Consider the following 11,795-nt stretch of genomic DNA (forward strand, 5'->3'; position numbering starts at 1 on the left):
AAGTTATATAAAAGCAATATAGAAGTAATTTTATGTTGCTTTTTTCGTTTACATCCACACCTCCTTTACTTATATTATGACAACTTAATCAAGAAAAATCTATCAAGATGGTATTTTGATTTAAATTTCAAAAGAACCTTAAATCTATAGATTACATCAATCTTAAACAGATACAGAAATAAGCATTAATCGTATTCGTATTTCTATTATTTAAGGAAAAACCAGACAGTTATAATTAAAAATGGCAGCCTCCATATAGAATAGCGATTCACAGACCTACAATCCATCATATACTTAACAGATCACCATTTTATGATATTTGATAACATATACCTCACATATAACAAGTTAATAGTATTTTAAAAACCGACCACCAAAAATGTCTTTTTGAAACAAATAAAAAACAAAAAGTCTCAAAATGATATTTTTATTATAATAAACATAAAATTTACACATTAAATCTTGCGAGATTAAATAATTTATATCACTTTTGTAGTACAAAAAATATCAGACTAAAAAGTTGCTGTTTAAAAGGATGAAAAATTTGAAATTTACAAAGATGCATGGTGCCGGAAATGATTATATTTATGTCAATGGACTGGCTGAAAATATAGAAAATCCTTCTCAACTTGCAATAGATTTAAGCAACAGAAATTTCGGAATAGGATCAGATGGTCTTGTTCTTATATTGCCATCAGATATTTGCGATTTTAGAATGCAAATGTTTAATTCTGACGGCTCTGAAGCTGAAATGTGCGGAAACGCAACCCGATGTGTTGGTAAATATGTTTATGATAATAAACTGACCGATAGAAAAGAAATTACATTAGAAACTAAAGCCGGAACAAAATACATTACTTTACTTGATGGAGATTCTAAAGCTCGTAAAGTAACTGTAGACATGGGAGAACCTATTCTGGATCCAACCTTAATCCCCGTAAATATTGCTCAAAAGCCTGTTCTCGAATATCCATTAAATATCGATGGTGAAGAATGGAAAATTTCTTGTGTATCTATGGGAAATCCGCATGCAGTAGTTTTTACAGAAGGAATCGAAGATTTTAATTTACCTGTATTAGGTCCAAAGTTTGAAACCAACCCAATATTTCCCCGTAAAACAAATACCGAGTTTATAGAAGTTGTAGATCGCAACACTCTAAACATGCGTGTTTGGGAGCGTGGGGCAGGGGAAACTCTTGCCTGTGGAACAGGTGCTTGTGCTGCAGCTGTTGCAGCCATTTTAAATGGATATTGTGACAGAAAAATAAAAATACATCTATTAGGTGGAGATTTGGATATCGAATGGCGTGAAAGTAACAATCATGTCTACATGACAGGCGAAGCCGTAACTGTATTTGAAGGAACAATTTTATAAGGTCTCAGACCTTTTTATTGTTTTTAATTAAAAAATATACCAATAAAATAGTTAGTACAAATGGTATTAATAAACGAAAATTACACTAAACTACCGGGAAGTTATTTATTCTCGGAAATAGCTCGAAAAGTAAACGAATTTAAAGCAGCTAATCCAACAGCAGATGTTATACGCTTAGGTATTGGTGATGTAACCAAACCTCTTCCGAAAGCTTCTATCGAAGCTATGCATAAAGCAGTGGACGAAATGGCTTCTGCCGATACATTCAGAGGATACGGACCCGAACAAGGTTATGACTTTCTTGTAAATAAAATTGTTGAAAACGATTATAAAGCATATGGTTTAGACATTCAAACTGACGAGGTATTTGTCAGCGACGGTTCTAAAAGTGACACCGGAAACATAGGCGATATTTTAGGTACTGATAATATTGTAGCTATCACTGATCCTGTATATCCTGTATACATCGATACAAATGTTATGGCAGGTCGTGCAGGCGACTTAGGAACAGACGGTAAGTGGAATAAAATTGTCTATTTGCCTTGCACTGCCGAGAATAACTTTGTGCCCGAATTACCAAAAACTAAAGTTGATATTATCTATTTGTGTTATCCAAACAACCCGTCGGGAACTACGCTTACTAAAAGTGAATTGAAAGTTTGGGTTGATTATGCTTTGGCAAACAAAGCTTTAATTTTATTTGATTCAGCATACGAAGCATATATAACAGAAGACGATGTACCTCATAGTATTTATGAAATAGAAGGTGCTAAAAAAGTCGCTATCGAATTTCGAAGTTTCTCTAAAACAGCCGGATTTACAGGAACACGTTGTGCTTATACTGTTGTGCCTAAAGATTTAATGGCGTACACAAGTAAAGGTGATGAAGTTTCTTTAAATAAATTATGGAATCGTCGTCATACAACTAAATTTAATGGCGTACCTTACGTAATCCAACGTGCTGCCGAAGCATGCTATTCTCCTGAAGGAAAGAAACAAGTAAAAGAAACAATCGAATATTATCTGAATAATGCGAGAATAATCAGAGAAGGTCTTACCGAGCAAGGATTAAAAGTATACGGAGGCATAAATTCTCCTTACATTTGGGTGAAAACTCCAAATGGAATGTCTTCTTGGGAATTTTTCGATTATCTACTGAATGAACTGAATATTGTAGGGACACCCGGAGTAGGATTTGGACCCAGCGGAGAAGGATATCTGCGTCTGACCGCTTTTGGTACACTCGAAAATACAAAAGAAGCTGTTCTTCGATTAAAAAAAATAAAACTCTAAAATAACAAAACCCAATTAAACTAGCTTAATATGTCAAAGTTACGTTTTAAAGCTGTTGCTGCTGCCGCAAACAGAAAACCCATAGAGGTTGTGAAGCCTAAAGAAAAAACGTCAGCATACTTTGGAAACAAAGTTTTCAATCGTAAGACAATGATTCAATACTTGTCTAAAGCTACTTTCAAAGCTATAACTAAAGTTATTGATCAAGGAGAAGTTATAGACAGAGCAATAGCCGAGCATGTAGCTGCGGGTATGCGTATGTGGGCTTTAGAGAATGGAGCTACACATTATACTCACTGGTTTCATCCATTGACTGACGGTACTGCCGAAAAACATGATGCTTTTGTAGAGCATGATGGAAATGGTGGTATGATTGAAGAATTTAGTGGAAAAATATTAGCTCAACAAGAGCCTGATGCATCGAGCTTCCCATCGGGAGGTCTTCGTAATACCTTCGAAGCCCGTGGATATTCGGCATGGGATCCATCTTCACCTGCATTTATCATTGGCGATACGCTATGTATCCCAACTATATTTATATCATATACAGGAGAGTCTCTTGACTATAAGACCCCTCTATTAAAATCTATATCAGCAGTAAGTAAAGCTGCGATGGAAGTATGTCATTACTTTGATCCTAAAGTTTCTAAAATATATTCCTTCTTAGGATGGGAACAAGAATACTTCCTTGTAGACGAAGATCTGTATGCTGCCCGTCCAGATTTAGCTTTAACTGGAAGAACTCTGATGAGTCACGAAAGTGCAAAGAATCAACAATTGGAAGATCATTATTTCGGATCAATCCCACAACGTGTATTGAAATTTATGGAAGACCTAGAATACCAATCATATGAATTGGGTATTCCCGTAAAAACACGCCACAATGAGGTTGCACCTAATCAATTTGAATTAGCTCCAATATACGAAGAATGTAATTTGGCGGTAGATCAAAACTTGTTGATTATGTCATTGATGGAAAAAATAGCACGTAATCACTCTTTCCGTGTTCTTCTTCACGAAAAACCATTCAAAGGAATCAATGGTTCGGGTAAACATAATAACTGGTCATTAGGTACAGATACAGGTGTTAATCTTCTTTCTCCGGGCAAGGATACTGAAGAAAACCTTCAATTCATTACATTCATTGTAAATATTTTAGCAGCAGTTCACAAAAATAATGCTCTTTTAAAAGCATCTATATCTTCGGCAACTAATGCTCACCGTTTAGGTGCAAATGAAGCTCCTCCCGCAATTATCTCTGTATTCTTAGGAACACAAGTAAGTGATATCCTTGATAAATTTGAGAGCAGCAGTGTAAAAGACGCAATTGTTGTTGACGATAAAAAAGGAGTAAGTCTGGGTGTTGGTCAAATCCCTGAAATATTGCTAGATAATACGGATCGTAACAGAACATCGCCTTTTGCATTTACAGGTAACCGTTTTGAGTTCAGAGCTGTAGGATCATCTGCAAACTGTGCTTCGGCAATGACTGCATTAAATGCTTCGGTAGCTGAACAATTGAGATTATTTAAAATCGAAGTAGACGCTCTTATCAATAAAGGTAAATCGAAAGAAGAAGCTTTATATGAGATCCTGAAAAAATACATCAAAGAATCGAGAGCTATCAGATTCAATGGTAATGGATACAGCGATGAGTGGAAAGTTGAAGCTAAAAAACGAGGTTTGGATTGCGAAACAAGTGTACCTGTTATCTATGACAGCTATACATCTAAGCAAAGTATCAAGACTTTTGCAAATATACTTTCTGAGGTAGAACTTCATGCACGTAATGAAGTGAAGTGGGAAACTTATGTGAAGAAAATTCAAATAGAATCGCGTGTTCTTGGAGATTTAGCTCTTAATCACATTATTCCTGTGGCAATTAAATATCAATCTATCCTGTTGGAAAATGTAGCGAACTTGCAAAAGATATTTACTGATCCTGCAAAATTCCAGGAGATGGCAGAAGAGCAAATCCGCTTAATCGAAAAGATTTCGGTTCATGTAAATGCAATCAATGCTAAAGTACATGGAATGATTGATGCTCGTAAAAAAGCAAACAACATAGAAAGCGAACGCGAAAAAGCTATTGAATATCATGATGTAGTAGCTCCATTCTTAGACGAAATCCGCTATCCGATTGATAAGCTTGAGCTTATTGTCGATAATGATATGTGGACTCTTCCTAAGTACAGAGAGTTATTATTTTTAAGATAATACTTCTTTAAGTTATATAAAAAGGCTATCTTAATAAATTAAGGTAGCCTTTCTTTTTCTCTATTCTTTGATTAACCAACACTGAAAAAATATGCTTACACACTGCGGAACAAAATCAATCGAATCCGAAAATCTAATTCTAAGACAATTTTCCTATAATGACAACAAAGATATGCTTGATTATTGGGTTAGTGATCCCAATATACAGTCGATGTATTCAGAACCTATATATACAAACGAAGAAGAAGTAAAAGAATTATTAGACAAATATATAACGTCGTATTCTCAAGACTCTTATTACAGATGGGCAATTATAGAAAAGTCAACTCAAATTTGTATCGGACAAATAGCCTTTTTTCTGGTAGACAGTAAAAATCATTTTGGAGAAATAGAATACTGCATAGGAAGTAAGTTTCACCGCAAAGGATATGCTTCCGAAGCTGTAAAAGCTATTCTAAAATATGGATTCGAAAAGATTAATTTTCACAAAATACAAGTTTGCCACAAAGAGAATAACATAGCATCACAAGGGGTAATCAAAAAAGCAGGCTTCAAATACGAAGGTACACTTAGAGATTACTTTTATATGGATGGTAAGTACGTCAGTCGATTATATTATTCTCTTTTAAAAAGTGAATGGTGAAATTAAAATGGAACAACATCGTTTCCTGACATCGGAGGAAAGCTCTCTGCGGAAGGAGTTGCACTCATTTTCGATATGAATTGTGCTCCGTCTGCATTGTATTCGTCTTCCACATTTTGGAAACGGGCAAACTCACTTTTGAATCGAAGTAAAACATCAGCCGTAGCACCATTACGGTGTTTTGCTATAATAATTTCGGCAAGCCCGATTAATGAATTTCCTTTTTCATCTTCCAGTATCTTATAATATTCAGGACGGTGTATAAAACATACCATATCCGCATCCTGCTCAATAGCTCCCGACTCACGAAGGTCGGATAACTGTGGTCGCTTTCCTTCTATACCTGTACGGCCTTCAACTCCACGATTTAGCTGCGAAAGAGCTATAATAGGAATATTCAACTCCTTAGCCAAACCTTTAAGCGAACGTGAAATCATACTCACCTCCTGCTCACGGCTACCATAAGCCATACCACTAGCATTCATCAACTGCAAATAGTCAATAATAAGCATTTTAACCCCATGCTCACGAACTAGTCGGCGTGCTTTGGTTCTTAATTCGAATACCGACAAACTGGGGGTATCATCAATGAATAGGGGAGCATCGTATAATTCTTTTATCTTGAAGTCTAGTTGTTCCCATTCATAAGGAGCTAGCTGGCCATTCTTTATTTTTTCACCGGGAATTTCGCAGGTATTTACAATCAAACGATTCACCAACTGAACATTTGACATCTCTAGAGAGAATAATGCTACAGGATAGTTATAGGTCACTGACATATTTTTTGCCATCGACAAAACGAATGCAGTCTTACCCATCGCAGGACGAGCCGCTATAATAATCAAGTCGGAGTTTTGCCAACCTGATGTAATCTTATCTAAATTATTAAAGCCTGTTTGTAATCCACTTAACCCCTCAGGACGATTAGCCGCTATTTCCAGTAACTGAAGAGCTTCCTTTATAACAGGGTTAATTTGTTGTACATCTTTTTTCACATTGCCTTGAGACATTTCGAACAACTTACTCTCGGCTTCCTGCATTAAGTCATCTACATCAAATGTTTCATCAAAAGCCTTATTCGTTATTTCCGAAGAGAAACCGATCAATTCGCGGGCAAGGTATTTTTGAGCTATAATACGGGCATGGAATTCAATATGTGCAGCAGATGCTACTTTTTCGGTTAGTTGAGCAATATATACAGGACCACCAACAGCATCTAACTCTCCCGTTTTCTTTAATTCTTCAACAACAGTCAACATATCTACGGGAGCCTGCTTTGATATCAGACTCACAATTGCACGATATACAATCTGGTGTATAGTGTCATAGAAACTATCAGGTTTTAAAATATCACTTACTAAAGAATATGCATCTTTTTCGAGCATAAGCGCACCTAAAACAGCTTCTTCTAACTCTCTCGCCTGTGGCTGAATACGTCCGATCTCCGGACTTTGCATTGTATTATCTTTGGATCGGCCTCCTTTACGCTGCTGACCTTTCTTATTGTTATCCATAATGAGTTTTACCTAAGGTCTCAGACCTCTTTATTAATAGGGGAAGTACAACACTAATAGAATTGTTATACCGTAAACATATATCAGTAAATATTATCTGTTATCAAAGATACTTTAGATACATTAAATTTGCTCGTATAAAAAGAGAAAGTTATCAACACCAATTGTCAATAACTTTCTGTATGTTTTTTATAATTTCAGCTAAATATCAAAATAATAAGTATATAATTTTTAAGGATTATATTTAGATTGCTTTAAAATAGTCTGCATATTCACCTCTGTTATTATTTCATCAAAAGAAGCTCCGGTGTTTTCGGCATATGCTTTGACTATCTGCCAACCTATCCAAGCACCTAATCTTCCTGGTGAGTCAATCGAAATTGTAGCTGTATAAGGAGCATCATCCATATACTTTAATATGGTCAAATAATCTGTACTAAAAAGATAATTCTGGTTAATTGTTGTTTTCCAGATTTCTTTCTCTTTACCTTTACACCATTCCAATTGTAGTGGTGTATAACCTATTAAGTCAGCTTCGCTCCAATTAGGTAAAAGTATTTGGAGGGCATAAAGAGTTTTACCTTCGTTTATCATTTCAGATAATAAATCCTTACGTTTGTTGGATTTTGGTATTTCATTTATAACCCAAGCTTTGAGATAATCACGAGTAATCTTTTCGGGTTTCATCTGCTGACGCTGATACTCTTCAAAGAAATCTTTATAACCCGAATAATTACTTCCTAAGTACTTATCGATAGATATGGAGATAAAATCACTTAACACTATCGTATTAGCCTTAAAACCTGAAACATGCATACCTAATTTAGGTAATCGCTTTCCGTTCCAGTTTTTTTGAATTAGTTGATCTGCAATAGATAATTCTTGTTCATAAGGTTGTACAACCTTGAATGTATCCAAAGCATCCTTGTAAATTTGAGCTAACATCGGATTTGAAAAATAATCTCTTATCTCAGAAAAATAAGATGCATCATGGATATTCGAATTATTTATAGCTACAGTACCGAAAGCCTCTAAAAAATTCCCATATGATACAATCAAAGAGTCCTGTTTTTGAGAAGACGGACTCAATAAATATGCATACAAATCCTTATCAAAACGCTTAATATTGACTAAATCGCTCTGATTTTGTACAAATGCAACGTCATCCCTCTGTTTACTATTGCCGGTGCAACTATACAATGATGATAATGAAATGAAGAAGAGGTATAAAGTAATGACATATCTCATATATATTTAATAATCAGTGTAAAATTACTATGCGAGGCAAAGTTAAATATTTTTTTTAATTAAAGATGATACTTTATATAAAAAAAGGTCTCTTTGACACTTACTAAGAAATAGCCTGATAAGTAGTCTATTATATTAAAACGAACTACCCAGAAGGCTATTTTAGTATTTGAAAAACAGAAATAAACCTATACATTTGTATAACTATTTCATTAAAGATAATAACTATTATGATCAATATATTAGGCATAGAATCATCGTGTGATGATACTGCCGCTGCTGTAATACAAGACGGGGTTTTACTCTCAAATATCATATCAAGCCAAAAGGTACACGAAAGTTATGGAGGGGTTGTTCCCGAATTAGCTTCACGAGCTCATCAACAAAATATTATTCCGGTAGTAGATGAAGCTTTAAAAAAAGCAGGCATATCCAGAGAAGAATTAACTGCAATTGCTTTTACCCGTGGTCCCGGGCTTATGGGCTCTCTATTGGTAGGCACATCTTTTGCCAAAGGTTTATCTACAGCTTTAAATATACCTATGATTGATGTAAATCATTTACAGGCACATGTTTTAGCTCATTTTATAAAAGAAGATAAAGAGGATGATAATCAGCCTTCTTTTCCATTTTTATGTCTACTGGTTTCAGGTGGAAACTCACAGATTATCGTTGTCAAGTCTCACAAAGAAATGGAGATTATCGGACAAACTATTGATGATGCTGCCGGAGAAGCTTTTGATAAATGTGCAAAAGTAATGGGACTAGGTTATCCTGGAGGCCCCATTGTTAACAAGCTGGCTAACCTAGGTAATCCAGATAGATTTAAATTTAACAAACCTCATATACAGGGGTATGATTATAGTTTTAGCGGATTAAAAACCTCTTTCTTATACTTTCTTAGAGATGAACTGAAAAATGATCCTGACTTTATAGAAAAGAACAAAGAGGACTTATGTGCATCACTGCAAAAAACAATTATTGATATTTTAATGGATAAACTGCGTAAAGCCGCAAAAGATTTAAACATTAAAGAAGTGGCAGTAGCCGGTGGAGTTTCGGCAAACTCAGGATTAAGGGACGCTTTTGAAGATCACGCTCAACGTTTGGGGTGGAAAATTCATATACCTAAATTCTGCTATACAACCGACAATGCTGCTATGGTAGCTATATCGGGTCATTACAAGTATTTAGATAATGAATTTTGTCCTATGGATGCTGCTCCATTTGCAAGGGTAACCGTTTAAAAAACAGATTATGTTTATAGTTATTCTAACCTATAAAGTACCTCTTGAAGAAATTGAGGCTCATTTAGAAAATCATATTACCTATTTAAAAGAGCAATATAAAGCAGGTAACTTTTTAGCTTCAGGAAGAAAAGTTCCCCGATCGGGAGGGGTTATATTAGCTAAAACTGCCGAGAAATCGGAACTCGAATTAATATTACAGCAAGATCCTTTTAAACAGAATAATCTTGCTGACTATGAACTCATAGAGTTTTCGCCCTCTATGACCTGTAAGGAATTAGACTTTTTAATTGAACACTAACACTGAAAAATTATTTATGAGCGACAAGGAATTTGACGAAATTCATGATTACGATTATAATAAAGGCTTTGAAGAATCGGATATTACCAGAAGTGAAATAACTATTGATGATCATCAATCTGATATTTCGTGTCCAAGTGAGCCTGAAACAACGAGTCGATCGATGTTCTCCAATCAAAACGAAAATACTAGTTCTAGTGTATTCGATAATGAAGCTACAATGAACATGATTCAAGAAAATGTAGTGAATAGTATTGATATTGAAGAACTAAGGGAACAGCAAAATTTCCCGTTAGGGTTGATAGGAGGTGTCGTAGCTTCGTTTTTATGTATATTTATTTGGACATTAATTACGGTGTTAACCAAATACCAAATAACCTACATGGCAATAGGAGTCGGGTTTGCAGTCGGATTTTCTATTCAAAAACTAGGAAAAGGAATTACTCCAGTTTATGGCATTCTGGGAGCAGTACTGGCTTTATTGACTTGCTTTGTTGGTAATTTCCTAAGCTCAGTTTGTCTAATAGCAGATGAATTGAATTATAGTTATAGTGAAATGTTTTCGAGTCTCGATGTAGATACTTCAATCCTTATTGTAAAAGAAACTTTTCAGTTTATGGATATTGTATTTTATGGTATTGCAATATATACCGGATATCTATGTTCTGTAAAGAGTGAGTCTTAATAAATACCAAGCTCCCATTAATAAAGTACACCAATTATATATGATATATTACACCATCCTATTATTTGTTATTCTTGATTTTATCTGGACTCAATATCTGGCATATCGAAATAGAAAGCGAATGAGTCCAAACATTCCTGAGCAATTGATAGGAATATATGATCAAGAGAAATACGAAAAACAACAAGCATATCAAAAAGAAAATAGCCGGATGGGATTATTTTCGGGATTCATATCGTTTATAATAATTCTTCTGATTCTTATATTTCAAGGATTTGGATGGTTAGACCAATATGTAAGAGCATACACTGACAATATGATTTTTGTATCCCTTATTTTTATTGGTATCCTATATCTTGGAAATGAGATTGTTTCACTTCCTTTTTCTCTTTATGATACTTTTGTTATTGAGAAAAAGTATGGATTCAATAAATCCACTCCTAAATTATTTTGGATGGATCAACTCAAAAGCCTAGTTCTTTCTATACTTTTAGGAGGCGTAATATTATCTTTATTGATTTGGTTTTACAGTAGTTTAGAAAATTATGCCTGGTTATATGCTTGGGGACTTGTAACAGCATTTACTTTATTTATAACTTTCTTTTATTCCAATATTATTGTACCTCTCTTCAATAAACAAACTCCATTGGAAGCTGGAGAATTGCGGAATGCTATTGAAGAATTTTCAAACAAAGCAGGCTTTAAACTTACAAATATCTATGTCATGGATGCATCGAAACGATCAACCAAAGCCAATGCTTACTTCACGGGGTTAGGTAGTAAAAAACGAATTGTACTATTCGATACCCTGATAAATGATCTTTCTACAAACGAAATTGTTGCTGTATTGGCACACGAAATAGGCCACTACAAGAAAAAGCATATTATTCAGCATCTTATAACTTCTATCTTATATACAGGTGCTTTACTTTTTATACTTTCATTCTTTTTAAGCAGTACTGATCTGGCTTTAGCATTAGGAAGTAATATTCCGTCATTTCATTTAGGAATTATAGCCTTCTCGATTTTATTTACACCTATATCTATAATATTGGGATTGTTGATGAATATATCGAGCCGAAAGAATGAATATGAAGCCGATGCTTATGCTGCCGGTTTTGGTTTAGGAGATTCTTTAATCAGCGGTCTGAAAAAACTGTCGGTAGAAGCTCTTAGCAATCTGAATCCCGATCCTTGGAATGTATTCATTTACTATTCACACCCCACACTTTTGCAACGTATCGAACGACTAAAATTATATCTAAACTAATT

The 11,795-nt window shown here is 34.7% G+C and carries 10 protein-coding genes; 8 read left to right on the forward strand and 2 right to left on the reverse strand.

Annotated elements, in window-relative coordinates; genetic code table 11:
• The first annotated feature begins 535 nt into the window (after positions 1–535).
• The 4 genes from dapF to G7050_RS15620 all read left to right on the forward strand — a co-directional run bounded on the left by dapF (position 536) and on the right by G7050_RS15620 (position 5,528).
• Entirely contained in the window at positions 536–1,375 is an 840-nt protein-coding gene (gene dapF / locus G7050_RS15605; protein WP_166117120.1) for a diaminopimelate epimerase, read from the forward strand.
• Between the two features lie 60 nt (positions 1,376–1,435).
• Positions 1,436–2,668 (forward strand): LL-diaminopimelate aminotransferase, encoded by a 1,233-nt coding sequence (locus G7050_RS15610; RefSeq protein ID WP_166117122.1) that lies wholly within the window; start codon positions 1,436–1,438, stop codon positions 2,666–2,668.
• A gap of 30 nt (positions 2,669–2,698) precedes the next feature.
• Positions 2,699–4,885 carry a glutamine synthetase III gene (locus G7050_RS15615; protein ID WP_166117124.1) on the forward strand — a complete coding sequence of 729 codons (2,187 nt, stop codon included), beginning with the start codon at positions 2,699–2,701 and terminating at the stop codon, positions 4,883–4,885.
• A gap of 91 nt (positions 4,886–4,976) precedes the next feature.
• Positions 4,977–5,528, forward strand: a complete 552-nt coding sequence (locus G7050_RS15620; protein ID WP_166117126.1) for a GNAT family N-acetyltransferase — start codon at positions 4,977–4,979, stop codon at positions 5,526–5,528.
• A 2-nt stretch (positions 5,529–5,530) separates the two neighbouring features.
• Here G7050_RS15620 and dnaB read toward each other — a convergent pair whose 3' ends face one another.
• Positions 5,531–6,985 (reverse strand): replicative DNA helicase, encoded by a 1,455-nt coding sequence (dnaB, locus tag G7050_RS15625; RefSeq protein ID WP_166117751.1) that lies wholly within the window; start codon positions 6,983–6,985, stop codon positions 5,531–5,533.
• Positions 6,986–7,273: 288 nt separating this feature from the next.
• Positions 7,274–8,290, reverse strand: coding sequence for a hypothetical protein (locus tag G7050_RS15630; protein WP_166117128.1), 1,017 nt, complete (start codon positions 8,288–8,290; stop codon positions 7,274–7,276).
• Positions 8,291–8,520: 230 nt separating this feature from the next.
• On the opposite strand from G7050_RS15630, the gene tsaD reads away from it, so the two are divergent.
• Genes tsaD through G7050_RS15650 form a run of 4 tightly spaced genes read left to right on the forward strand, consistent with a single transcriptional unit; the run spans position 8,521 to position 11,793 of the window.
• A complete protein-coding gene (tsaD, locus tag G7050_RS15635; RefSeq protein ID WP_166117129.1) occupies positions 8,521–9,537 on the forward strand; it encodes a tRNA (adenosine(37)-N6)-threonylcarbamoyltransferase complex transferase subunit TsaD in 1,017 nt (338 codons plus the stop codon).
• Between the two features lie 10 nt (positions 9,538–9,547).
• On the forward strand, positions 9,548–9,838 hold the full coding sequence (locus G7050_RS15640) for a YciI family protein (protein ID WP_166117131.1): 291 nt from the start codon (positions 9,548–9,550) through the stop codon (positions 9,836–9,838).
• A 16-nt stretch (positions 9,839–9,854) separates the two neighbouring features.
• Positions 9,855–10,523: a hypothetical protein gene (locus G7050_RS15645; RefSeq protein ID WP_166117133.1), complete on the forward strand. Its 669-nt coding sequence runs from the start codon at positions 9,855–9,857 to the stop codon at positions 10,521–10,523.
• 40 nt (positions 10,524–10,563) lie between these two features.
• The gene (locus tag G7050_RS15650; protein WP_166117135.1) at positions 10,564–11,793 is read left to right on the forward strand and encodes a M48 family metallopeptidase; all 1,230 of its coding nucleotides are present in this window, start codon (positions 10,564–10,566) and stop codon (positions 11,791–11,793) included.
• The last annotated feature ends 2 nt before the right edge of the window (positions 11,794–11,795 follow it).

Origin of the sequence: Dysgonomonas sp. HDW5A (genome assembly GCF_011299555.1) — a bacterium.
GTDB lineage: Bacteria > Bacteroidota > Bacteroidia > Bacteroidales > Dysgonomonadaceae > Dysgonomonas_A.

What these genes read in the sequence shown, in the direction of transcription:
- dapF (WP_166117120.1), top strand. Translation starts at nt 536, where the DNA reads ATGAAAAATTTGAAATTTACAAAGATGCATGGTGCCGGAAATGATTAT.
- G7050_RS15610 (WP_166117122.1), top strand. Translation starts at nt 1,436, where the DNA reads ATGGTATTAATAAACGAAAATTACACTAAACTACCGGGAAGTTATTTA.
- G7050_RS15615 (WP_166117124.1), top strand. Translation starts at nt 2,699, where the DNA reads ATGTCAAAGTTACGTTTTAAAGCTGTTGCTGCTGCCGCAAACAGAAAA.
- G7050_RS15620 (WP_166117126.1), top strand. Translation starts at nt 4,977, where the DNA reads ATGCTTACACACTGCGGAACAAAATCAATCGAATCCGAAAATCTAATT.
- dnaB (WP_166117751.1), bottom strand. Translation starts at nt 6,985, where the DNA reads ATGCAAAGTCCGGAGATCGGACGTATTCAGCCACAGGCGAGAGAGTTA.
- G7050_RS15630 (WP_166117128.1), bottom strand. Translation starts at nt 8,290, where the DNA reads ATGAGATATGTCATTACTTTATACCTCTTCTTCATTTCATTATCATCA.
- tsaD (WP_166117129.1), top strand. Translation starts at nt 8,521, where the DNA reads ATGATCAATATATTAGGCATAGAATCATCGTGTGATGATACTGCCGCT.
- G7050_RS15640 (WP_166117131.1), top strand. Translation starts at nt 9,548, where the DNA reads ATGTTTATAGTTATTCTAACCTATAAAGTACCTCTTGAAGAAATTGAG.
- G7050_RS15645 (WP_166117133.1), top strand. Translation starts at nt 9,855, where the DNA reads ATGAGCGACAAGGAATTTGACGAAATTCATGATTACGATTATAATAAA.
- G7050_RS15650 (WP_166117135.1), top strand. Translation starts at nt 10,564, where the DNA reads ATGATATATTACACCATCCTATTATTTGTTATTCTTGATTTTATCTGG.